The organism is Streptomyces sp. BF23-19, assembly GCF_041106355.1.
GTDB classification, from domain to species: domain Bacteria; phylum Actinomycetota; class Actinomycetes; order Streptomycetales; family Streptomycetaceae; genus Streptomyces; species Streptomyces virginiae_A.
In genome coordinates this window covers 15374-37807 of the sequence record NZ_JBGBPT010000010.1, presented here as the reverse complement: position 1 = coordinate 37807, position 22434 = coordinate 15374, and the positions used below count along the sequence as shown (strand labels likewise).

The following is a 22434-nucleotide window of genomic DNA, read 5'->3' as shown; positions in this document are numbered from 1 at the left end:
GACCGATCATCACATTGCGGTCCATGACATCCTGTGACGTCACAACTCGCCGGACGGTATCGGCGGACGTCCGGGGATATGGGGAAGGTCCATGAGGCTCTGCTTCCTGGTGGAGGAGCACTACCGCCACGACGGCATGCCGAACGAGGTGATCCGGCAGCTGACCGCGTGGGGGCACCAGGTGGACGTCGTGCGGCCGGGCGGCTCGCTCCTGCGCATGACCGAGGTGGTGGACGCGGGTGCGCACGACGCCTGGGTGCTCAAGACGGTGTCCGGCGGCCCGGGCCTGACGCTGCTCGAAGCCGCCGCCGCGGCCGGGACGACCACCGTCAACGACGCCCGGTCGATCCGGGGCGTACGGGACAAGGCACTGGCCGCCGCCCTCGGGCGCGGCCGGGGGCTCCCGCTGCCGCCCACCTACGCGGTGGCCCGCCCCGAGTTGCTCAGGGAGATCCCGGAGGCGGAGTACCCGCTCGTCGTCAAGCCCGCCGACGGCAGCTCCGGGCGGGCCGTGCACCTGGTGTCCTCGCCGGAGCGGCTGGAGTCGCTGCTGCCCGCGCTCGCGGGCGAGGGTCTGCTCATCGCCCAGCCGTACGTACCCAACTCGGGCACGGACATCAAGGTGTACGCGGTCGGCGGCGAACTGTTCGCGACCGAGCGCTGTTCCCCGCTGCACCCCGACCCCTCGGTACGGGAGCGCCGCGTGCCGCTGTCGGCCGAGGTGGCGGCGATCGCCGCCCAGGTGGGGTCGGTCTACGGGCTGGACCTGTACGGCGTGGACGTGCTGCTGGGCCCGGACGGCCCGGTGGTCGTCGACGTGAACGACTTCCCGAGCTTCCGACAGGTGCCGGACGCGGCCGCGCGTGTGGCCCGCGCCGTCCTCGACCTCGCACGGGCGGGCGGCGGCTGCGCACCCCCGCCGGCGCCCGTGGCGTTGCCGTACCCGCTGCCCCTGTCGATCCCGGCGCAGGTCTCCGCCGTGGGAGGTGACGGCGCGTGAGGATCGGCCTGATCACCCCGGAGCCCGGGCATCCGCTGCTGGCGGACACCACCGCGCTGCTGGCCCCGGAGCACACGGTCGAAGCCCTCGATCCGGTCACGCTCGGGGACGTACCGCTGCCGCTCGCCGAGGTGTACCTGCTGAAGTCGCGGACACCGCACGCGCTGGGTCTCGCCCGCCACCTGGAGCGGCGGGGAGCGACCGTGGTGAACTCCGCCGCGGCCACCGCGCTGTGCCAGGACCGTACGGAGATGGCCGAGCTCGCCCTGCGGGCCGGGCTGCCCTTCGCCGCGACCCGTACCCACGACTCCCTCGGGGCGTGGGCCGCCGGGGCCCTGCTCGACGCCCCCGTGGTGGTCAAGAGCCGGCGCAGCCGCCGGGGCGACCTCGTCGCCCGCGTGAACGACGCGGCACGCCTGCGGGAGTTGGCCCGGGAATGGCCGCACGAGCCGGTCGTGGCGCAGGACTACGCGCCCAACAGCGGCTGGGACCACAAGCTGTGGGCCATAGGGGACCAGGTCTTCTCGGCCCTGCGTCGCTCGGAGCTCTCCCCCGGGGGCCGTGGGCCCACCCGCCCCCTGCCGCTCGCGGAACTGCCGTCCGGCTGGGCCGATCTGGTGCGCGAGGTGGGCGCGGTGTTCGCGCTCGACGTCTACGGCGTGGACATCATCGACACCGGCGGCGGGGCACCGCTCATCGTGGACGTCAACGCCTTCCCCGGCGTCCGGGGCCAGGCCGGCGCTCCGGAGGCCCTCGCGGCGCTGGCCCTGCGCCGGGCCGCGGGGCGTGCCTGAGGGTTGCCGGGCAGGTCCGGACGGGGGAATGCGCGGGGCATGACGGCCGTGGCCCGGTGTCGTGCCACGGCGGGGCGGCGGGCACCGTGAGGATCGGGGCATGGGCGTCGTCCTGCCGGTCCTCTTCGCGCTGTTCGCGGCGTTCAGCAACGCACTCGCCACCGTGCTCCAGCGACGGGCCGCGCTGACCGTGCCACAGAGCGACGGCTTCCGCTTCGGCCTGGTCCTCGATCTGCTGCGGCGGCCGCTGTGGATCGGCGGCATCCTGGCCGTGATCGCGGCCGGGGTGGGCCAGGCCGTGGCGCTCGCCACGGGCGCCCTGGCCCTCGTACAGCCGCTGTTCGTGCTGGAGCTGCCGCTCGCGCTGCTGATCGCCTCGCTGGTGACGCGGCAGCGGCTGCCGGGGGCGCTGTGGCTGGCCGTGGCGGGGGTGGTGGCGGGGCTCGGGGTCGCGCTGGTGGCCGCCTCGCCCATGGGCAACCGTACGGACGTGCCGGCCGAGCGCTGGATGGTGGCCCTGCCGGCGTGCGCGGTCGTCGTGGCCGCCCTGGCCGTGGCCGGGATGCGCCTGCCGCCCGGCCGCGCCCGGGCCGGCTGCCTCGGTGCCGCCACCGCCGTCTGTTACGCGCTCACCGCCGCGCTGATGAAGTCCGCGGTGCACGTCCTCGACGACAGCGGCTTCGTCGCCTTCCTGACGACCTGGGAGACGTACGCCTTCGGGGCGAGCGGCATCTGCGCCCTGCTCCTGCTGGAACACGCCATGCAGGGCGGCCCGCTGGTCGCCTCGCAGCCCGCGCTGACCCTCGGCGACGCGAGCATCAGCATCGCGCTGGGGGTGGTCCTGTACGAGGAACACCTGCGGTCGGGCTGGTGGCTGCTCCCCCAACTGCTGGGCATCGCCCTGATCTGCGGGGGCGTGCTGGCCCTGGCCCGGGCCGGGGAGGGCGCGCCGTGAACAGCGCCCTCGGCGACCGGTACCGTGCGGGCAGTCGAGCGGAGGGCGGGATCCATGCGAGCGGTGGTCTTCGAACGGTACGGCGAGCAGGCCGAGGTACGGGAGGTACCGGAGCCCGGTCCGCCGGCGGGCGGGGTGGTGGTGCGGGTGGAGGCCACCGGGCTGTGCCGCAGCGACTGGCACGGCTGGATGGGGCACGACCCGGACATCGTGCTGCCGCACGTGCCCGGCCACGAACTCGCGGGTGTGGTCGAGGCGGTGGGGGCCGGCGTGGTGAACTGGCGGGTCGGTGACCGGGTCACGGCGCCCTTCGTGTGCGCCTGCGGCAGCTGCGCCGACTGCGCGGCCGGCGACCACCAGGTGTGCGCGCGGCAGACGCAGCCCGGGTTCACGCACTGGGGGTCCTTCGCCGAGTACGTGGCCCTGGACCACGCCGATGTGAATCTGGTGGCGGTGCCCGAGGAGCTGTCGTACGCGACGGCGGCCGGTCTCGGCTGCCGCTTCGCGACGGCGTTCCGGGCGGTGGTGGCGCAGGGCCGGGTGGCGGCGGGCGAGTGGGTGTCCGTGTACGGCTGCGGTGGGGTGGGGCTCTCCGCCGTGATGATCGCGGCGGCGGCCGGGGCCCGGGTGGTCGCCGTGGACACGGCGCCGGGGGCGCTGGATCTGGCACGGAAGTTCGGCGCCGTGCACTGCGTGGACGCCCGGGACACCGCCGACACCGCGCAGGCGGTCCGGGAGGCGACCGGTGGGGGCGCGCACCTGTCCCTGGACGCGCTGGGATCACCGGCGACGGCGGCGGCCTCGGTGGCCGGGCTGCGCCGACGCGGGCGGCACGTGCAGGTGGGACTGCTGCCGGCGGCGGCCGGAGCGGCGGTCCTGCCGATGGACCGGGTGATCGGCTGGGAGCTGGAGATCCTGGGGAGCCACGGCATGGCGGCGCACGCCTACCCGCCGATGATGGAGCTGGTCCGGGGCGGGGCGCTGCGGCCGGACCTGCTGGTCACCTCGACGATCCCGCTCGACGCCGCCCCGGCGGCGCTGGCCGCGATGGGCACGGCGGCCGGGCGCGGGGTCACGATCATCCTCCCGGGAGCGGGCGCCCGGAGCTGAGCCGCGATCGCCCGGGCCTCGGCCCGGATGACCGACTCGACCTGTTCGCGCGGCTCGGCGCGGTCCGCGGAGTGGAGCCGCGGCCTGTCGCCCCGCACGAGCGTGGTCGACACCTGTCGAGGTCGTGAACACGGCGAAGACCTCCGTGCGGTGGGAGCCGTCCGGGAACTCACCGCCCGGAGGTCTTCGCGTCAAGGGCCCTCGGACCCGTACCACTGGGTGCCGACGCTCCCGTGGGCGTACCGGCTACCCCGGCAGCGGGGTGCGCGCGTACCGGCCCGACAGCAGGTGGCCCGCCCCCGGGGCCACCGCGTCGAGGTCCAGGGCCCGCAGCATCTGGTGGGCCGTGCACACCGCCGCGGACACCACCGGCTTGCCCAGGAGCTGCTCGGCCTCCTCGATGGCGCCGAGGGAGGGCATCTGCACGCACGCCGAGAGCACGACCGCGTCCGCGTCGGCGTGGTCCAGGGCTCGCGCGAGGCCCGGCAGCCGGGCCGGGTCGTGGGCGGCGACGTCGAGGTTGTCGGGGATCTCGAGGGCCTGGTGGTCCAGGACCTCGATGCCCTCGTGCGTCAGGTACTCCACGACGGTCCGGGTGAGCGGGCGCATGTAGGGGGCCAGCAGCACGATCTTCTCGGCGCCGATGGTGTGCAGCCCGTGGACGAGGGCTCCCGCGCTGGTGACGACCGGGGCGGGCGCACCGTTCTCGACGGTCCGGGTGTGCAGGCGCTGCTCGGAGGTGCGGTGGTAGCCGAGCCCCATGCTCATGATGGCGACCAGGCAGGCGTAGCCCAGTACGTCGACCCGGGCGTCGGAGAGTTCCACGGCGCAGCGGTCGGAATCGGCGTCCATGGCCTTGAGCTGTTCCGGGGTCACATGGGTCATGCGCATCCGGCTGGAGTGGAAGGTGAAGCGTTCGTCGGGTACGACGGCCTGGCGGGCCCGGAGGATGGCCGGGACCTCCGTCTCCATGGTGACGTTGGAGCTCGGCACGATCTGGCCGATGCGGTAGGTACGGGGGGACATGTGCGCTCCTCAGCGGGCGTCGACGACGGGGTTGGTCAGGGTGCCGATGCCTTCGACCGTGGCTTCGACGGTGTCACCGGGGCGCAGGTACTCGGGCGGGACCATGCCGGCGCCGACACCGGACGGCGAACCCGTCGCGATGACGTCGCCGGGTTCCAGGGTCATGCCGGAGCTGATGTCGGCGATGAGGCGGGCGATGGGGAAGAGCATGTGCCGGGTGTTCGACTTCTGCTTGGTGACGCCGTTGACGCGCAGCGAGAGGTCCAGAGCCATCGGGTCCCGGATCTCGTCACGGGTGACGACCACCGGGCCGAAGGGGGCGTAGGAGTCCTGGCCCTTGGAGAAGAACCACTGGCCGGAGCGGCGCTGGTCGCGGGCGCTGATGTCGTTGACGATGCTGAAGCCGAAGATGTGGTCGTACGCCTCCTCCTCGCTCACCCGGAAGGCGGGGCGGCCGATGACGACGGCGAGTTCGCACTCCCAGTCGAGCTGGGTGGTCAGGTCGGCGTTGTGCAGGATCGGCTGGTCGGGGCCGGTGACGGCGGTGGCGGGCTTGCCGAAGAGGACGGGGCGCGGCGGCAGGTCCTTGTCGGTGTCGAGGCTGCGGCTGGACTCCTCGACGTGCTCGATGTAGTTGAGGCCGACGCCGATGATCTTGCCGGGGCGCAGGGGTGCGCGCAGGGACACGGCGTCGAGCCGATGGACGGCCTCGGCGGGCCAGGCTTCGGGGCCGGCGGCCAGCAGGCCGCGCGCGGTCTCCTGGGCGGCCGCGCCGGCCCGGATGAACGACAGCAGGTCCAGGGGCAGTTGCGCGGTGGCCTGCCGGGCCAGGGTGGCGAGGTCCACGACGAGGTCGTCGACCTGCGCGCCGAGACGCACGGAGGCATCGTCGAGGGTGTAGCTGAGCAGCCGCATGGGGGCTCCTTGCGTAGGAGAGGGAGGGTGCCGCGGGGATCGGCGGCGGGGGCTCCGCCGTACCGGGGCCGGTGTCAGGGCCGGCGGCGTCCGGTACGGCGGAGCGGTTCAGGGGGTGGGCTGGTGGCCGCCGTTGTCGGTGTACGCCTCTTCGCGGTGGAAGCCGAGCGAGCGCATGACGGGGAAGTCGTCGAAGGAGAACAGGCAGGCGTCCTCGGACTCGTCGAGGTTGTGGTGCTCGTGCCAGGCCCAGGACGGGACGCAGAAGATGTCGCCCTGCCGCCACTCGAAGCGCTGTCCGGCGATCACCGAGACCCCGTGGCCCTTGGCCACCGTGTAGATCACCGAGCCGGTGTGGCGGTGGGCGAGGGTGGCCTGGCCGGGGCGCAGCAGCTGCATGTGGGCGCCCATGGTCGGCATGACGGAGCCGCCGGTGACCGGGTTGGTGTACTCGGCGATGATCCCGTCGTACGGGGAACCCTCGCTCGCCTTCGCGAGGCCGCGCAGGGCCTCGTAGGTGGGCTCCCAGGGGTAGGCGAGGAGCGGGGAGTAGGGCCGGGTCCACTTCTCGACGCCGTACGGCAGCAGGTTCGCCGCGTAGGTCAGGACCGAGGAGTTGATGACCTTGCCGGGGGTCTGGTACAGCTCGGGGTGGACCTCGTAGAACCCGGCGTCCAGGGCGTTGACCAGGGGGATGTCGAGTCCGTCCTGCCAGATGACGGGGGCGTCGTCGGCGTCGTTGCCGTGCTCGTGCCAGGTGCCGTTGGGGGTGATGGCGAAGTCCCGGGGGCCGACCTTCAGCTTCTGGCCGTCGACGATCGTCCAGGCTCCGGTGCCCTCGTGGACGAAGCGCAGCGCCGCGGCCTGGTGGCGGTGGGCGGTCATGGCCTCTCCGGGGCCCATGATCTGCAGGCCGGTGTAGAGGAGCCCGGCGGCGGCGCTGACGTCCTTGCGGCCCGGGTTGACCAGCATGACGACGCGGCGGCCGGCGTCGTCCCCCTTGACGAGGCCGAGGGCCTTGTGGACCAGCGGGCGCAGTTCGCTGTAGCGCCACAGCACGGGGACCGACTTCGGCTGCGGGTACCAGGGCTCGATGTCGTTGGCGACGGTCCACAGGGCGCCCGCGTCGAGGGTGCCGAGCTCCTCGTAGTAGCGGGTGAGTTCCGGGGTGTCGGACACCCGGGCACGGCCGAGCATGGTGTCGTCCTGCTCGATGGTCATACGTCCTCCTCGGGAGCGGCGGGGGTGGCCGGGGCGGCGGGCGGGGGAACCGTGGGCGGGACGGTGAAGGTGACGGGCGGCCTGGGACGGTTGTCCACTTCGAGACGGAAGACGTCGAAGCGGTTGTAGTGGCCGACGATGTCGTGCATCTGCTTGGGCTGGATGCACCGGGCGAGGTCGATCTCCCCGTACACGATGCCCTCCTCGTCGACGAGGGGTTCGGTGACCGGGCGGCCGTCCGGGCCGAAGATCCCGGACAGGGCGCCGCGCGGGCGGGTGAACCGCCCCCGCAGTTCCTCGTCGTCCCCGGCGATGGCGTCCACGATCTCCGGGGAGACGGTGGAGCAGGCGACGACGGAGAAGACCTTGCCCTCGAAGCTGTGGGCGGCCGTCCGGACGGCGATCGCGTCGGCCATGTCGTAGTCGGCGGGAGCCACGGGCAGGGCGATGTAGCAGGAGGCGTGGACGAGTTCGCCCTGCGCGAGGAGGGCGAAGCGGGCCAGGGTGTTGGTGTTCTCCCCGCAGGCGAGGGCGCCGAGCGGGCCGATCGGGGTGTCGTGGACCTTCAGCGAACTGCCGTCGCCGCCGGTCCAGGTCAGCTTCTCGGCCCAGGTCGGGACCAGCTTGCGGTGCACACCGAGGAGTTCGCCGTCGGGGCCGATGGTGAGCAGGGTGTTGTAGAGGACGCCGAGGCTGTGCGCGGCCCGCTCGTTGACCCCGATGACGAGGACGACGCCGTGCCGGCGGGCCGCCGCGCGCAGGCGGTCGACGTGCGGGCCGGGGATGTCGACGGAGGCGCGCTGGAGCCGCTCGAACCAGGGGGACCCCTGGACCGGGTTCATCGTCCAGTTCCAGTACGGGTAGCCGGGGACGAACACTTCGGGGAAGACGACGAGTTCGGCGCCGTTCGCCGCGGCCTCGGCGATCAGGGCGACGGCCTTGTCGACGGTGGCGGTGGGGTCGAGGTAGACGGGCGCGGCCTGAACGGCCGCCGCCGTGAAGCGGGGCAGGTGGTCCCTGTCCATGTGCGTGGGTACCTCCGGGCCTATCGGTGGGCGGGGACGGCCGCGCGGGGCAGCCAGCGGCGGTGGACGGATGCGGCGGGCCGGCGCAGGAGTTCCAGGCGCGGCGGGATCCGGTCGGTCCGCGCCGACGGGGGCCGCCCGCTGCCCGCACGCCAGGCGCGTGCCCAGGGCGCGGCCGGGCCCTGGTAGCCCTGGGCGGCCGCGGCGTGCAGGGTCCACAGGGGGTCGTGGAGCTGGGCGCGGCCGACGCCGCACAGGTCGGCCCGGCCGGCCAGGATGATCGAGTTCACGTCGTCGTACGTGGAGATCGCGCCGACGGCGATGGTGGGCACCCCGGTGGCATTGCGGATGAGGTCCGCGTAGGGGGTCTGGTAGCTGCGGCCGTAGCGGGGCTTCTCGTGGGCGACGACCTCGCCGGTGGAGACGTCGATGGCGTCGGCGCCCGCCTCGGCGAGCGCGCGGGCGATGGCGACGGCGTCGGCCTCGGTGGTGCCGCCCTCGGCCCAGTCGGCGGCGGAGATCCGCACGAGGAGCGCCTTGCCCGCCGGCCACACCTCCCGTACGGCGCGCAGCACTTCGAGCGGGAACCGCAGTCTGCCGTCCAGATCGCCGCCGTACTCGTCGGTGCGCAGGTTGGTCAGCGGGGACAGGAAGCCCGAGAGCAGGTGCCCGTGCCCGTACTGGAGTTCCAGGGCGTCGAAGCCCGCCCGGTCGGCCCGCCGGGCCGCGGTCACGAAGTCCCGTACGAGCGCGTCCATGTCGGCCCGGTCGGCCTCGCGCGGCACCGGGCCGCGTTCGTCCCAGGGCAGCGCCGAGGCGGCGACCGGCTGCCCGCCGCCGTGGGTGGCCGCGCGGCGTCCGGCATGGGTGAGCTGGATGCCGAGGCAGGTGTCGGTCTGGCCGTGGACGAAGTCGGTGAGGCGCCGCCAGGCCGCCTCCTGTTCCTCGTTCCACAGGCCGGGGCAGCCGGGGGTGGCCCGCCCGTCGGCGCCGACGGCCGTCATCCCGGCGAGGACCAGCCCGGCGCCGCCGATGGCCTGCGTGCTGAGGTGGACGAGGTCGAAGTCGCCGGGGACCCCGTCGCGCGCGGTGTGCAGGGCGGTGGGCGGTACGACGACCCGGTTGCGCAGCAGCAGGCCGCCGAGCGGGAAGGGGCGGAACATCGGCGGCACGGCCGAGGAGCGGTTGACCGCGGTGGTGAAGCCCTCGTCACGGACGCGCAGGTTGTCGTAGGTGACGCGGCGGCTGCGGGTGAGGAGGTTGAAGGCGAACTGGTGCGGGTCCTGGCCGGTGTAGCGGTCGATGTGCTCGAACCACTCCAGGCTGGCCTGGGCGGCGCGCTGGGTGGACTCCACCACCGGCCTGCGCTCCTGCTCGTAGGCGGCGAGGGCGGTCGGCACGTCCGGGTGCTCGTGCAGGCTGGCCGCGAGGACCAGGGCGTCCTCCATGGCGAGCTTGGTGCCGGAGCCGATGGAGAAGTGCGCGGTGTGGGCGGCGTCGCCGAGCAGGACGACGTTCTCGTGCCGCCAGGTCTTGTTGCGGACCGTGGTGAAGCGCAGCCACTTGGAGTTGTTGGGGATCAGGCGGTGGCCGTCGAGGTGGCCGGCGAGGAGTTCCTCGCAGCGCCGGATGCTGTCCTCGTCGCTGGTGCCGGGCGGATGGTCGCGGTCGGCGAACTCCGCGAAGCCGGCACGCCGCCAGGCGTCCTCCGTCATCTCCACAATGAAGGTGGAGCGGGTGGCGTCGTAGGGGTACGCGTGCACCTGGAGGGTGCCGAAGTCCTGCTCGTCGACGATGAAGGTGAAGGCTTCGAAGACCTTGTCCGTGCCGAGCCACATGTAGCGGCCGGAGCGCTCGTCGAGGTCGGGGGCGAAGGTGTCGGCGTAGGCGGCTCGGGTGGCCGACCGTACGCCGTCGCACGCCACCACCAGGTCGTAGCCGGCGGCGAGTTGGGCCGCCGGTGGGGCCTGGGTGCGGTAGCGGACGTCCACGGCCAGGTCGGCGCAGCGCTGCTGGAGGATGCGCAGGAGGTGCCGGCGGCCGAGGGCCGCGAAGCCGTGGCCGCCCGAGGTGAGGGTGTTCCCCCGGTTCCGGACGTCGATGTCGGCCCAGCGGGCGAACTCGGCCGACATGGCCTCGTAGATCTCGTGGTCGGCCTGGGCGATGCCGTCGAGCGTCTCGTCGGAGAAGACGACCCCGAAGCCGAAGGTGTCGTCGGGAGCGTTGCGTTCCCAGACGGTGACCTCCCAGTGTGGGGAGAGCTGCTTGGTGAGGGCCGCGAAGTACAGTCCGCCGGGCCCTCCTCCTATGACTGCGACGCGCACGGCGTGCCTCCTGCTGATGGTGCGGTGGTGAGTAGTTCCGGTTGCTGCGGTCCGGCCGTGCCGAGCAGGTCCCGTACCTCGGCGGGCCAGGGGGTCGACCCGGTGGCGTGGGCGGCCGAGTGGGCGATGACCATGCGGCCGGTGGCCGCCTCGCCGCCCTGTGCACCCCGTACGGTGAAGGCGTAGTGCAGGGAGGCCGTGCCGACCTTGGTGACCTTCAGCTCGGTGCGCACGGCGTCCCCGAACCAGAGGCGGGCCCGGTAGTCGGCCTCGAAGTGGACCCGGGGCGTGCTGCCGAACAGGTGCGAGAGGCCCAGGCGGTGGAGCAGGACGGCCTCGGCCGCCTCGACCCAGCGCACGACGGTGGAGTGGTGGTAGTGGCCGGCGGCGTCGGTGTCGGTCCACTCGACGCGGCGTTCGACGACGACGCGGGCCGGCTCGGCCGGTGCCGGGGCGGGTATCGGGACCGGCGTGGGGGCGGCGTCGGTGCGGGCACGTTCGCGCAGTTCACCGCGGCGGAGCTTGCCGGTGCCGGTGCGTGGGAGCGCGCTGACGAACTCGACGGCGCGCGGGTACTTGTACGGGGCGATGGTCTCCTTGACGTGGGTCTGGAGCTCGCGGACGGTCGCCCCGTCGGCCGGGACACCGGCGCCCAGGACCACGTACGCCTTCACCAGCATGCCGCGCCGGGCGTCCGGGGCCCCGACCACCGCGCACTCCTCGACGTACGGGTGGGTGACGAGGGCCTTCTCGACCTCGGGGCCCGCGATGTTGTAGCCGGAGGAGACGATCATGTCGTCGCTGCGGGCGACGTACCAGAAGTACCCCTCCGCGTCGCGGATGTAGGTGTCACCGGTGATGTTCCAGCCGTTCCTGACGTACGAGGCCTGGCGCGGGTCCTCCAGGTAGCGGCATCCGGTGGGGCCGGTGACCGCGAGCAGTCCGGGCTGCCCGTCGGGGACGGGGTCACCGTTCTCGTCGACCACGGCCGCGCGGTAGCCCGGAACGGGCCGGCCGGTGGAACCGGGCCGGATGTCCTCGTCGGCCGCGGAGATGAAGACGTGCAGCATCTCGGTGGCGCCGATGCCGTCGATGATGCGCAGACCGGTGGCGGCGTGGAACTCGTGCCACACCGCGGCCGGGAGCGGCTCCCCGGCGGACACGCAGCGGCGCAGCCCGGCCAGCCGGTCCACCGCCCCGGCCTCCATGATCGCCCGGTAGGCCGTGGGCGCGGTGAACAGCACGGTCACACCGTGCTCCGCGACCAGGTCGGCCAGTTGCAGCGGGGCCGCCTGCTCGATCAGCAGGGTCGCGGCCCCCACGTGGAGCGGGAAGACCACGAGTCCGCCGAGCCCGAAGGTGAAGGCGAGCGGCGGTGTGCCGGTGAACACGTCGTCCGGGCGGGGCTTGAGGACGTGCCGGGAGAACGTGTCGGCGTTCGCCAGGACGTCGCGGTGGAAGTGCAGGGTCGCCTTCGGGCGCCCGGTGGTACCGGAGGTGAAGGCGATCAGCGCCACGTCGTCCGCGGCCGTGACCACGGTGGTGAACCGGCCGTCCTTGGCGGCGCAGCGCGCGGCCAGGTCGTCCGGCCCGGGACCTCCGTAGGTGAGGACGGGCAGGTCGGGCAGACCGGGGCGGTGGCCCGGGGCGAGCTCGTCGGCGTAGCGGTGGTCGCACAGGGCGAGGGAGGGCCGGCTGATGTCGGTGAGCTCGGCGAGTTCTCCGGCGCGCAGCAGCGGCATGGTGGTGACGGCGACCCCGCCGGCCTTCAGGACGCCGAACCAGGCGGCGACGAGCCAGGGGTTGTTGGGGCCGCGCAGCAGGACGCGGTTGCCCGACCGGAGGCCGAAGTCCTCGGTGAGGACCTGGGCGACCTGGTTGGCGCGGTGCTGCAGTTCGCCGTAGGTCCAGCGCTCGGTCGGGGTGAGCAGACAGGGACGGTCGGGGCCGTGCCGCTCGACGGCTTCGTCGAGCAGGCGCTGGGCGCAGTTGAGGCGGTCCGGGTACTCCAACTCAGCGAGTTCGAAGTTGAGTTCGGGCCACAGGGGGAAGGGCGGAAGCCGATCACGACAGAAGGAATCGGCATACGCGGAAGGGGAGAGCTCCATGGGGCGGCACCTCGATCAGGGAGCAGCGGGAGATGGGTGCACGGTATGTCGAATATTTGTCGCCCGTCAACATCTCGCGATATCGAGCGGGGCGAAGAAGCCCCTTCGAGCGCCTCCGGCGCCCTTCCGGACACCGTTCCGGGCGCCCTTCCGGACATCTGCGGCACGACTCAGGGGGCGGGGACGCGCACCCGCACCGACTTGCCGAACTCATGTGCCACCACGGAGAGTTCGCCGCCCAGTTCGGCCGTCATGAGCTGCACCATCAGCAGCCCGCGGCCACATTCGGACTCCGGGTCGACCTCCGCCCGGGGGGCGGGCAGCCGCGGCAGCCCGGCACCCTGGTCGGCAACCTCCAGCCGGAGCCAGCCGGAGCCAGCCGCGACGGCGACCCGCATCCGGCCGGCGCCGCCCGCGTGCCGGACGACGTTGCCGACGAGTTCGCTGACGGCCAGCAGCAGGGCGTCCACCACCTCGCCGGGAACCCTCCAACCGTCGAGAGTGGTGCGCACACGGGACCTGACCTGCGGAACGCTCGCGGCGTCGGGGGCGGCGACCCAGTGGACGTAGCTTCGGACCACGGGAACCGCAGAGGTGTCGGCGATGGTGAGCATGACGTGCTCCCGGAGGGGGAAGGCGGCGCCGCCACTGCAGTAGCTCGTGTAACTGATCCGGAATCTGGATCGTTCCTGGGCTTGTGGTCAGCGGAAATGCGTCGCTAGAGTCCTTGATTACACGTGTAACACGCTACGCCTCCCCCGGTGACTCGCGCAAGCATTCCGGACAAACGACGCGAAGCCTGCGTCCGCCCCACCGGCCACATCGCCACCGCTCCACCGGGACAGCGCCGAATTGGAAGGGCCGCAATGACGCAATCTCCTCCCGCCGAGATCGACATGGCCGACATGACCTGGCCGCCCCCGCCGTACCGGTCCCCCGTACCGCCCGTGACGGGCGCGGACGGCGTCCGCCGCTTCGACGGGATCACCTACGCGACCACGCCCGGCTACCGCCCCCGGCTGCTCGACGTACAGGTGCCCGCCGGCGAAGGCCCGTTCCCGGCGATCGTCTGGATCCACGGCGGCGGCTGGCTGGACGGCGACCGCCGCTACCCGCCGCCCACCGTCCCCGCCGACCTGCTGCACGGGGCGGTACTGGCGGCCGGCCTCGCCCTCGTCTCCATCGACTACCGGCACAGCCTCGAGGCGCCCTTCCCGGCCCAGCTGCACGATGTGAAGGCCGCGATACGCTACGTCCGCGCGTTCGCCGGAGACCTCGGCATCGACCCGGACCGGATCGGCGTCTGGGGCGAGTCCGCCGGCGGTCACCTGGCCGCGCTCGCCGGGCTCGTCGGCCCCGACAGCCCACAGGGCGCGGCGCTGGAGGGCACGCAGGGCGTCGGTTCCGGCGGGACCGGGGTCCGCGCGGTCGTGGACTGGTACGGCGTCTCCGACCTCGTCACCCTGGCGGAGCACCCCATGCCGGCCATGCCCGGTACGGACTTCCCCGACCCCTACGAGGCCCTGCTCGGTGCCACCGTCGCCGAGCGGCCCGACCTGGCGCGGGCCGCGAGCCCCGTGACCTACGCGGCCGGCGCGAACCCGCCGCCGTTCCTGCTGGTCCACGGGACCCACGACGGCCTGGTCCCGTACAGCCAGAGCGAGGCCCTCGCCGCGGCCCTCAAGAGCGCCGGGGGCGAGGTCACCCTGCAGCCCGTGGACGGCGCCGACCACATCTTCCTCGGCTCCCGCGACATCCCCGCCATCGTCGCGGGGGGCGTGGCCTTCCTGGCCCTGCACCTCGGCGCGGGGGCCTGACGGCGCCGGTCCCGCGCCCCTGTTCCACCGCGGGGGCGCGGCCCCGCCGGCCGCGCCCCCGCGTTCCCCTTCACAGCACACCCGGCCGCGGGCCCCCGCCGCGGTCACGAGAGGCAGCCATGTCCGGCAACCCGACCACCACCACCCCGCACGGCAGACCCCGCGGACCCCGCCGATCCGGTGGGACCGGCCGGCGCCCCGAGACCGGGACGCCGCGCGGCCGCGGCCTCCTCGTCGCGGGTCTCCTGCTCCTGGGCGCGGCCGTGGCACCCGCACTCGTCGTCCGCTCCGACGTGGCGGATCCGCCGTTCCAGGGGCTGGACGACCGGTGGCTGATCTGGATGGGCGGCCCGCACGAGGGGATCTACCAGGCCGCCGCCACGATCCTGGACCTGATCGGCGGTCCGGTCGGCTCCCTGATACCGCTGTCCGTACTGGTCCTGCTGCTCGTCCACAGGCGCTGGGTCTCGGCCGGCTTCCTGCTCGCCGCCACCCTCGGCGGCAACATGCTGGTCGTCCAGGGCCTCAAGCACCTGGTGGACCGGCCGCGCCCGGCCCATCCGCTGGTCCGCGTCGACCACGGCTCCTTCCCGTCCGGCCACGCGGCCACGGCGGCGCTCCTGGTCGTGCTGCTCGGGGTGCTCCTGGTACCGGCCGCCCGGCGGCGGGCGTGGTGGATCGGGGGCGCGGTCCTCACGCTAGCCATGATGTGGAGCCGTACCTGGCTGCACGCGCACTGGCTCAGCGACACGGTGGCCGGAGCCGCGGCGGGCGCGGGGGTGGGACTGCTGGCGTGGTGGCTGTTCGGTCCGGCGCTCGCCCGGGAACGTGCCCGCGCCCACGACCGTCGGGGGGCGGCCGCGGGCGCGGGTACCGCCTGAGCGAGCGGGCGTCCGGCATGCGCGCCGGCCGGACCGCGCACGGGCCGGGCCGGCTTCGGCCCCCGTGGCCAGGGGCCCCGGCCGGGGGCGCGGAGGAGGCATGGCCGATGCTGTGACGGCCATAGCCCGACGAGCAGCCCTGGACGACGATGACCGACCACCTGCAGGCCGTGTACGAGATGCTGGGCCCGGCCCGGTGATCCTGCCGCCTGGCTTCGTCCGGAGCAGGGGATCGGACGAGAGCAATCGGCAACGGGGTCGACCCCGCGACCGTCACCGATACGGGATGTCGATGCCGGCTGCGCGCAGCTTCGTCTCGAACCAGTGCGTTGTGCCGGGCGACGGCCGGCGCCCCGTCCTCAGAACCCGGGCTTCGCGTTGCGCGGCCACGCAGTCCGGACCGAAGCCGAGATCGGTGAGCCGGCCCAGGACCGCGCAGGCCCGCCCTCTACCAGGCCGTCGAGGACTGACGGGGCCGACAGGTCAGGAAGTCAGCAGGTCAGGAGGTCGGCAGGTCAGGACGTGCGGCGGTGCACCAGGACCGGCTGCACGGCCGGCACCGGCGCCGCCGTGCCGGTCTCGATCAGCTCGTGCACCGCGTCCGCGATCCGCGCGGCCGACGGCATGTCGAGCCGGACCGTGGTGAGCGGGGGCTGCTGGAGCGTGGAGAGGACGAGGTCGTCGCAGCCGACCAGGGCGACCTCGTCGGGCACGCTGATGCCCTCGGCCTGGAGCGCGTGCAGCAGCAGGGCGGCGTACTCGTCGTTGTAGGTGAAGGCGGCGTCCAGGTCGAGGCTGCGCCAGCGCCGGGCGAGGGCGCTCGCAGACTCCCGGGTGTAGGACAGTTCGACCGGGGTGACCGTGGCCATGTGGCGGGCCGCGACCGACTCGGCTCCCGCCAGGCGCGGCTCGGCCAGCGTGCCGAGGCCGCGCTCCTGGGGCATGACCACGCCGATCCGGGACCGGCCGCGCGCGATGAGGTGCTCGGCCGCGGTGGCACCGATCCGGGTGTGGTCGAAACCGATGGTGTGCACCCCCTTGACGGGGTGGGACGCGAAGGCCAGCATGCCGCGCACCCCGGCCCGCGCCAGTACCTCGGCCGCCTGCGGGGTGAAGCGGTCGCCGTCCAGGGCGACGACGGCCGCGGGGCGCAGTTCGGCCCAGGCCCGGGCGGCGTCTACGGGGTCGGCGAAGCGGCCCGCGTGCAGGACGGCCGTGTATCCGAAGCGGTCGAGCTCGCTGTGCAGATCGTCGACCCAGTCGCTGACGAGGCGGCCGATCGCGGAGATCGACGAGGGCATCAGGACGAGGTTGCTGCGGCCGGCGCGCAGGGACCGGGCGGCCGCGTGCGGTACGTAGCCGAGCTGCTTCGCCGCGTCGAGCACCCGGACACGGGTACCGGCGCTCACCCGATGGCCCTGGGTGTCGTTGAGGACGAAGGAGACCGTGGCACGCGACACCCCGGCGAGGCGGGCCACGTCGGCGCTGGTGATGGATGCGGGGACGTGAGTGTCTCTGGTCATGACGTCCCTCGACGCTCCTTCTGCTCGGACCGGGCATCCGATCGAGCCCCGGTGCACGCACCGGCTTCGCTCGGGTGACTCCTTCCTTCTCAGGTTACACGAGTCAAATCAAGGGGGCGGGGGTGTGCAGGAGCCTGGAGGCTCCCGCGAGGTCGTCGAGGGCGGTCACGACCGAGTCGAAGCGCATCGTGGTGCGGGTGCGCGTGTCGTACGGCCGCCACTGCGGCAGGTCGGGGTGGTTGGGGTCGCCGGTGCGGACGAAGGCGATCCAGGCCCGGTGCATGGCGTACGCGAGGCCGTCGCGGACGGCGGGGGCGAGGCCGGCCAGGAAGGGCGCGTGCGACCACTGGTCGAAGTTGTCGAAGACGAAGGGGAGTTCGAGGCAGTGCGCGGCGCCGAGCCGGCCCTCGTACGCCGGGGTGGGCAGGTCGAACTGGTAGGCCCATACGGGACTGCCCGTCTCGCCGCGCGCCTCGGCCAGCCGCACCGCCGGCACCCGGAAGAGCTCGTCCGTGATGAGGTCCATCAGGACGTCGGCGGGGCGGGCTCCGGGCCGTGCCCGCTCGTACGCGGCATACGCACCCTCAGCGGCTTCGCTCCCGAAGGTCTCCGCGATCCGCTCGGTCACCTGCGCCCGGGTGGCGGCGGCGTACCCCTCGTCGAGGGCGAAGCCGAAGTTGGCCTCCTCCCGCGTCCAGCCGATCATGACGTCGACATCGGCCGCGGCACCGCTCAGCAGGGCCTCGGCCGGGTGGTCGCAGAGGGTCACTCCGTCGATCACGGGCAGGAAGGGCGTAGGCCAGTACCCCCACCGCATGGTCTGCGCGAACAGTCCGCCACCGGCTGCGATCAACTCCGGCCAGGGCAGCGTACGCAGCTCCGCCAGGTCCTTGGCACCGGCCAGCTCCAGGTAGGCGGCGGTCCGCTCCAGGCACGCGGCCGGGCCGGGGAGGTCCAGGCCGAAGGGCGGGCTCTGCAGGATCACCCGCCGGATCAGGCCCTCGGTCTGCGGATGGCCGGCGAGGGCGGCGGTGGACACCGCGCCGCCGGACTGCCCGGCGACCGTGATGCAGTCCGGGTCTCCGCCGAACGAGGCGATGTTCTCCTTCACCCAGCGCAGGGCGGCGAGCTGGTCGGTGAGCCAGAAATTGCCGCCCTCGCCGCCCTCACCGCCCGCGCCGACCTCACCCCCCTCACCGCCTTCCCCGTCACCGGGGTAGAGGTAACCGAGCGGCCCGATGCGGTAGTTGATGCTCACAACGACGAGGTCGCCGTCGCGCGCGAAGGTCTCGCCCGAGTAGCCGGGCAGCGATCCGGAGCCGGACACGAAGCCGCCGCCGTGGATCCAGACCAGGACCGGGCGCCGGGCGTCGTCGACGGCGGGCGTCCAGAGGTTCAGGGTCAGGCAGTCCTCGTCGAAGGGGGGTGACCCGTGCCCACCGAGCACCGGGTCACCGCCCTCCATGTACATCTGCGGCGCGCTCGGGCCGTCGGCGGTGGCGTCCCGCGTGCCGCTCCAGCCGGCGTGCGGCCGCGCCGGCCTCCAGCGCAGTTCACCGACCGGCGGGGCGGCGTAGGGCACGGCTCGGAAGACCGTGAGCCCGCCCTCGTTCGCGCCGCGCAGGCGGCCTGCGGGCAGGTCCACCACCGCCGGGTCCTGGCCTGGGGGGTGAGGCATGAGCCGTTCCTTCCTCGCTGCCGCGCGCCGATGCGCGCCGCCCGATCGAGAATATGGCGAAAATTTGTCGAACGTCAATGTTGCTCAATAATGTGCACTCCGGGAGCGCACCTCACAGCCACAGGCTGTTCGAGGCCATCCGCTCCGACTCCGTCTCCAGTAGCGGAGCGAAGGCCCGCCACAGGACGAGGCAGGTTCCGACGCCGACGAGGGCGCCGGCTACGGTGTCGCTGAGCCACTGGGCATGGAGCCAGGTCCGGCTGCCCATCATGGCGAGGACGTACGAGGCTCCGAACGCCCACCACCAGCGTCGCGCACGCGGCGGGAACACCACCACCGCAACGGCGACCACCAGCGTCACCGCGCCGAACACCTGCCCGGACGGGTACGAGCCGTCGTTGACCAGCACCAGCGGGTGCGGCGGACGCGGCCGGTCGACCAGCTGCTTGAGGGGCAGGAGCACGACGAGGTTGGCGACGACGGTGACCGTGAAGACGAACAGCCCCGAGCGCCAGCGTCCGTAGACGCACAGGCAGCCGATCACCAGCAGCGGCAGGACCATGCCGAGCGGGCCGCCGAGCCGGTCGAGGACGGTGATGAAGCCGCTGCCACCGTCACCGCTGGGGGATCCCGCGGCGGCGGAGTCGTTCACCGAGGCCGCCCACCGGTCGTCGAGCCCCTGGAAGAAGGGTCTCCGGCCCAGCCGGAGCAGCAGCCCGGCCAGCAGCGCGAGGACCAGGAGGGCGATCCCGAGGCCGAGCGCATGACGCGGCGGGGCCGCCGGAAGGTGATGCCGGGGCGGGCGGACCGGCAGGGGCGGCCGGGACGGTGGCACGAAGGAGGGCGAGGGGAACATGGCGGGCCTTTCACGGTCGTCTCCCCGAGCGGTGGGGGCACGCGGAGAGCAGGCACGGGACGGTGGAACGCAAGGAGGGCGCCGGGGAACACCCTCAGGGGACGTCGTGGGGAGGACGTCACGGCGGGGGACGCCATCGGGAAACGCCCTCGGGGTACGGCATCGGGATACGTCATCGAGGTGCGGCCGGCAGCCACGGGAACGCGGCGGCGACGCACGGCACCCGGCAACGCCGGGACGGGCGGGAAGCCCGCCGGCGACGGGATCGTCGCGGTGCGGCACGGAGTATTGCCGATGCGTCACGACCGCCACAAGAGCAAGAGGGTTTCTCGACACATCTACCGCACCCGATGGCCGCGACCGGTTGGTTACACGTCATGCCACGCCGACTCCCCCGACGGTCACGATCTGCACAACGACGCGCCGTAGGACCTGGCGGAGCCCGGAAATGGGTGCTACACAGTGTCCACCGCACCTGGTGACACGTGTAACAACATCACGTTACGAACGACGTCCGCCACCGCACGTCCCGACGGCGACGCCGTCCCGCGCCCGTTCATGGGCCGCCCCTCTCTCCCTCGCACGCCACCTCCCCGCTCCGTCCCCCGAGGAGTCGTCATGGCCACGCCCGAAGTCGTCGAACCGTCCGTACCCCCGACCGGGGAGCCCGCCCCCCGGCGAGGTCTCCTGCCCCTCCTGCTGGTCGCCAACTCGGCGATGATGGCGCTCTACATGGGCGTCGGCTCCGTCCTGCTGCCCACCCAGATCGCCGCGATAGCCCCCGACGACAAGGTCGCCGTCCTCGGCCTGATCGGCGGGGTCAGCGCGGTCTTCGCCACCGCCTTCAACCCCATCGCCGGCGCCCTGTCCGACCGCAGCGGGCGCCGCAACCCGTGGATCGTGGGCGGTGGTCTGGCCTCGCTCGCCCTGCTCGCCCTCCTGGGCAGCGTGAGCACGGCCCTGCTCGTCGGCATCGTCTGGTGCCTGATCCAGGCGACCATGAACGTCTTCCAGGCGGCGGTCACCGCGATCGTGCCCGACCGGATCCCCGCGGCCCGCCGGGGCACCGCGTCCGCACTCGTCGGTCTCGGTCTGCCCATCGGCGGGACCGTCGGCGTGCTCATCGCCTCCCGGACCGCGGACCAGTTGCGCACCGGCTACCTGATCCTCGGCGCGATCGTCGCCGGATCCGCCCTGCTGCTCAGCGTCTTCTGCCGGGACGTCGCGCGGACCGAACCCGCCGCCGAGGCGCCCGCCAGACCCAAGGGCGCCCAACTGGCCGCCTTCCTCTCGGCCCTGGCCAACCACGACTTCCGCTGGGCCTTCATCGGCCGCGCCCTGATGGTCCTCGGCTACTTCTCCGTCGTCGGCTACCAGCTGTACATCCTCGGCGACCACATCGCGCTGCCCGACGGACTGACCCCGCCCGCCGCGATGGCCGTCCTCACCCCGGTGTCGATGGTCGCGATGGCGGTGTCCACGGTGGTGGGCGGTCTGCTGTCCGACCGCTGGAACCGCCGCAAGGTGTTCGTCGGTGTGTCGGCGGCCCTCGCCGGGCTCGTCATGGTGGTCCCGGTCATCAGCCCGACCTGGACCGGCATGCTCGTCTTCAGTGCGCTCAACGGACTCGCCTTCGGCTGCTTCATGGCCGTCGACACCGCGCTCGTCACGCTGGTCCTCCCGCGGGCCGAGGACGCCGCCCGCGACATGGGTGTCCTCAACATCGCGAACGCCGGGCCGCAGATCATCGCCCCGTTCGTCGCCTCGGCCGTCGTCACCGGCCTGGGCGGCTACACCCCGCTCTTCCTCGTCGGCGGAGCCCTCTCGCTGGTCGGCGCGCTCGCCATCCTCCCGATCCGCAGCGTGCGCTGACCCCCTCCCCCGGGCCCGCCCGTCCGCAGCTCCGGCGGGCGCACGCCGAGGGTCGTGCGCCCGCCGGTTCCCACCCCTGCTCACCCTCGACCACCTCCCCTCCCAAGGAGCAACCTGTGAGACGCAAGCGAGTTCTGCCGCTGGCCGCGCTGCTGCTGTGCACGCCGGCGCTGGCCGGCACGGCACCGGCGGTCGCCGCGCCGCGGACCGCGCCCGCCGGCCCGTTGCGGATCCTGCTCACGAACGACGACGGCTACAACGCCCCGGGCATCCGCAAGGCCTTCGAGCGGCTGACCGCCGCCGGGCACGACGTCACGATCGTCGCCCCGCTCACCAACCAGAGCGGCACCGGTACGAAGATGCTGAGCGGCCCGTCGATCACGGTGAAGCACCCCGAGCCGAAGGTCTGGGCCGTCGACGGCACCCCCGGCGACTCCGTCGCCTTCGGGCTGGCCGAGGTGTTCGCGGGCGACGCCCCCGACCTGGTCGTCTCCGGTACCAACTTCGGCCCGAACGTCGCCGGTCTGGCCACCCACTCCGGTACGGTCGGCGGCGCCGTCGCCGCGCTGGAGCACGGCGTACCGGCCATCGCGTTGAGCACCGGCGGCGTCACCGCGCCCGACCCGGTCACCACGGTCAACGCGATGGGTCCGACGCTCGACTTCGCGGTCAAGCTGATCGACCGGCTGCGGACGCGGGCCCGGTCCGGGCCGCTGCTGCCCAAGGGCGTCGGTCTGAACGTCAACCACCCGGTGGTCGGCGCGGACGGCAAGGGAACGGCCGCCGGTGTGGCCGCGACCTTCCAGGACCCGCAGACCCTGCTCGAACCGGACTTCACCGACGCGGGCGACGGCACCTGGAAGGTGACCGTCAAGGTGGACCTGCGGCCCGCGGCCAAGGGCGGTGACATCGAGGCCGTCGCCGCCGACCGGATCGCCGTGAGTCCCATGAACCCGAACTGGAACACCGGGCCGGTCGACCAGGCCGTGACCGCCGCGCTGATCGCCGGGCTCCGCCCCTGACAGGCCCCGGCCGGGGCGGAGCCCGCACCCCGCTCCGCCCCGGCCGGACACCACCCGGCCCCGCCCCGGCGCGGCAGCGGCCCCACCCCGGGACGACTTCGGCACGCATCGGCACGCATCGGCAACACTCCAGGAGGACGGATGAAGAGGCCCGGGAAACGGCTGCCCTCGGCAAGGTCCCTGCTCGGTACCGCACTTGCCCTGGTGGCACTGCTCGCCTCCGTACCACCCGCGGCCGCGTGGTCGCCGCCGTCGCCGTCCGGCGGATCACCACGCCCGGTGGTCGGCGTCGCGCAGGGCGCCCTGC

17 protein-coding genes and 2 pseudogenes are annotated in these 22434 nt (G+C 73.3%); 8 read left to right on the top strand and 11 right to left on the bottom strand.

The annotated features are described in order from the left end of the window. The first annotated feature begins 91 nt into the window (after positions 1-91). The 4 genes from AB8A24_RS08325 to AB8A24_RS08310 all read left to right on the top strand — a co-directional run bounded on the left by AB8A24_RS08325 (position 92) and on the right by AB8A24_RS08310 (position 3859). Positions 92-1000: a RimK family alpha-L-glutamate ligase gene (locus AB8A24_RS08325; protein ID WP_369475247.1), complete on the top strand. Its 909-nt coding sequence runs from the start codon at positions 92-94 to the stop codon at positions 998-1000. After that, positions 997-1794, top strand: coding sequence for an alpha-L-glutamate ligase (locus tag AB8A24_RS08320; RefSeq protein ID WP_328964743.1), 798 nt, complete (start codon positions 997-999; stop codon positions 1792-1794). The genes AB8A24_RS08325 and AB8A24_RS08320 overlap by 4 nt, the downstream gene beginning before the upstream one ends. Before the next feature lie 100 nt (positions 1795-1894). Continuing rightward, the gene (locus AB8A24_RS08315) at positions 1895-2749 is read left to right on the top strand and encodes a DMT family transporter (protein WP_266387315.1); all 855 of its coding nucleotides are present in this window, start codon (positions 1895-1897) and stop codon (positions 2747-2749) included. A gap of 54 nt (positions 2750-2803) precedes the next feature. Continuing rightward, positions 2804-3859, top strand: coding sequence for an alcohol dehydrogenase catalytic domain-containing protein (locus AB8A24_RS08310; RefSeq protein WP_369475246.1), 1056 nt, complete (start codon positions 2804-2806; stop codon positions 3857-3859). Positions 3860-4105: 246 nt separating this feature from the next. Here the strand turns inward: AB8A24_RS08310 and AB8A24_RS08305 are convergent, their stop codons facing one another. The 8 genes and pseudogenes from AB8A24_RS08305 to AB8A24_RS08270 all read right to left on the bottom strand — a co-directional run bounded on the left by AB8A24_RS08305 (position 4106) and on the right by AB8A24_RS08270 (position 13092). Further along, the gene (locus AB8A24_RS08305; RefSeq protein ID WP_369475245.1) at positions 4106-4885 is read right to left on the bottom strand and encodes an Asp/Glu racemase; all 780 of its coding nucleotides are present in this window, start codon (positions 4883-4885) and stop codon (positions 4106-4108) included. A 9-nt stretch (positions 4886-4894) separates the two neighbouring features. After that, complete coding sequence (locus AB8A24_RS08300) at positions 4895-5800, bottom strand: fumarylacetoacetate hydrolase family protein (protein ID WP_328964741.1); 906 nt, start codon at positions 5798-5800, stop codon at positions 4895-4897. Between the two features lie 108 nt (positions 5801-5908). Then, entirely contained in the window at positions 5909-7021 is a 1113-nt protein-coding gene (locus tag AB8A24_RS08295) for a cupin domain-containing protein (RefSeq protein WP_328964740.1), read from the bottom strand. Next, positions 7018-8046, bottom strand: coding sequence for a carbon-nitrogen hydrolase family protein (locus AB8A24_RS08290; protein ID WP_328964739.1), 1029 nt, complete (start codon positions 8044-8046; stop codon positions 7018-7020). The genes AB8A24_RS08295 and AB8A24_RS08290 overlap by 4 nt, the downstream gene beginning before the upstream one ends. A 20-nt stretch (positions 8047-8066) precedes the next feature. After that, on the bottom strand, positions 8067-10370 hold the full coding sequence (locus tag AB8A24_RS08285; protein ID WP_369475244.1) for an FAD-dependent monooxygenase: 2304 nt from the start codon (positions 10368-10370) through the stop codon (positions 8067-8069). Beyond that, positions 10352-10741: pseudogene (locus AB8A24_RS08280) on the bottom strand (acyl-CoA thioesterase); the annotation flags it as partial. The gene AB8A24_RS08285 and the pseudogene AB8A24_RS08280, both read right to left, overlap by 19 nt. 126 nt (positions 10742-10867) lie before the next feature. Beyond that, a pseudogene (locus AB8A24_RS08275) lies at positions 10868-12478 on the bottom strand (AMP-binding protein); the annotation flags it as partial. Between the two features lie 170 nt (positions 12479-12648). Then, positions 12649-13092, bottom strand: coding sequence for an ATP-binding protein (locus tag AB8A24_RS08270; RefSeq protein WP_328964737.1), 444 nt, complete (start codon positions 13090-13092; stop codon positions 12649-12651). Positions 13093-13344: 252 nt separating this feature from the next. On the opposite strand from AB8A24_RS08270, the gene AB8A24_RS08265 reads away from it, so the two are divergent. Both AB8A24_RS08265 and AB8A24_RS08260 read left to right on the top strand, forming a co-directional pair. Next, positions 13345-14295, top strand: a complete 951-nt coding sequence (locus AB8A24_RS08265; RefSeq protein ID WP_328964736.1) for an alpha/beta hydrolase — start codon at positions 13345-13347, stop codon at positions 14293-14295. A 119-nt stretch (positions 14296-14414) separates the two neighbouring features. After that, positions 14415-15176 carry a phosphatase PAP2 family protein gene (locus AB8A24_RS08260; RefSeq protein WP_328964735.1) on the top strand — a complete coding sequence of 254 codons (762 nt, stop codon included), beginning with the start codon at positions 14415-14417 and terminating at the stop codon, positions 15174-15176. A gap of 515 nt (positions 15177-15691) precedes the next feature. Here the strand turns inward: AB8A24_RS08260 and AB8A24_RS08255 are convergent. From AB8A24_RS08255 to AB8A24_RS08245, 3 genes are all read right to left on the bottom strand, one after another. Continuing rightward, the gene (locus AB8A24_RS08255; RefSeq protein WP_328964734.1) at positions 15692-16699 is read right to left on the bottom strand and encodes a LacI family DNA-binding transcriptional regulator; all 1008 of its coding nucleotides are present in this window, start codon (positions 16697-16699) and stop codon (positions 15692-15694) included. A 103-nt stretch (positions 16700-16802) separates the two neighbouring features. Then, entirely contained in the window at positions 16803-18377 is a 1575-nt protein-coding gene (locus tag AB8A24_RS08250) for a carboxylesterase family protein (protein ID WP_328964733.1), read from the bottom strand. Positions 18378-18489: 112 nt separating this feature from the next. After that, a complete protein-coding gene (locus AB8A24_RS08245; protein ID WP_328964732.1) occupies positions 18490-19233 on the bottom strand; it encodes a phosphatase PAP2 family protein in 744 nt (247 codons plus the stop codon). Positions 19234-19851: 618 nt separating this feature from the next. Here AB8A24_RS08245 and AB8A24_RS08240 point away from each other — a divergent pair. Continuing rightward, positions 19852-21105, top strand: coding sequence for an MFS transporter (locus AB8A24_RS08240; RefSeq protein WP_328964731.1), 1254 nt, complete (start codon positions 19852-19854; stop codon positions 21103-21105). A 116-nt stretch (positions 21106-21221) separates the two neighbouring features. After that, a complete protein-coding gene (gene surE, locus AB8A24_RS08235) occupies positions 21222-22127 on the top strand; it encodes a 5'/3'-nucleotidase SurE (RefSeq protein ID WP_328964730.1) in 906 nt (301 codons plus the stop codon). Positions 22128-22434: the final 307 nt, after the last annotated feature.

Excerpts from the sequence above, each read along its gene's own strand:
- AB8A24_RS08325 (WP_369475247.1), top strand. The coding sequence starts at position 92 with ATGAGGCTCTGCTTCCTGGTGGAGGAGCACTACCGCCACGACGGCATG.
- AB8A24_RS08315 (WP_266387315.1), top strand. The coding sequence starts at position 1,895 with ATGGGCGTCGTCCTGCCGGTCCTCTTCGCGCTGTTCGCGGCGTTCAGC.
- AB8A24_RS08310 (WP_369475246.1), top strand. The coding sequence starts at position 2,804 with ATGCGAGCGGTGGTCTTCGAACGGTACGGCGAGCAGGCCGAGGTACGG.
- AB8A24_RS08305 (WP_369475245.1), bottom strand. The coding sequence starts at position 4,885 with ATGTCCCCCCGTACCTACCGCATCGGCCAGATCGTGCCGAGCTCCAAC.
- AB8A24_RS08300 (WP_328964741.1), bottom strand. The coding sequence starts at position 5,800 with ATGCGGCTGCTCAGCTACACCCTCGACGATGCCTCCGTGCGTCTCGGC.
- AB8A24_RS08295 (WP_328964740.1), bottom strand. The coding sequence starts at position 7,021 with ATGACCATCGAGCAGGACGACACCATGCTCGGCCGTGCCCGGGTGTCC.
- AB8A24_RS08290 (WP_328964739.1), bottom strand. The coding sequence starts at position 8,046 with ATGGACAGGGACCACCTGCCCCGCTTCACGGCGGCGGCCGTTCAGGCC.
- AB8A24_RS08270 (WP_328964737.1), bottom strand. The coding sequence starts at position 13,092 with ATGCTCACCATCGCCGACACCTCTGCGGTTCCCGTGGTCCGAAGCTAC.
- AB8A24_RS08265 (WP_328964736.1), top strand. The coding sequence starts at position 13,345 with ATGACGCAATCTCCTCCCGCCGAGATCGACATGGCCGACATGACCTGG.
- AB8A24_RS08260 (WP_328964735.1), top strand. The coding sequence starts at position 14,415 with ATGTCCGGCAACCCGACCACCACCACCCCGCACGGCAGACCCCGCGGA.
- AB8A24_RS08255 (WP_328964734.1), bottom strand. The coding sequence starts at position 16,699 with ATGACCAGAGACACTCACGTCCCCGCATCCATCACCAGCGCCGACGTG.
- AB8A24_RS08250 (WP_328964733.1), bottom strand. The coding sequence starts at position 18,377 with ATGCCTCACCCCCCAGGCCAGGACCCGGCGGTGGTGGACCTGCCCGCA.
- AB8A24_RS08245 (WP_328964732.1), bottom strand. The coding sequence starts at position 19,233 with ATGTTCCCCTCGCCCTCCTTCGTGCCACCGTCCCGGCCGCCCCTGCCG.
- AB8A24_RS08240 (WP_328964731.1), top strand. The coding sequence starts at position 19,852 with ATGGCCACGCCCGAAGTCGTCGAACCGTCCGTACCCCCGACCGGGGAG.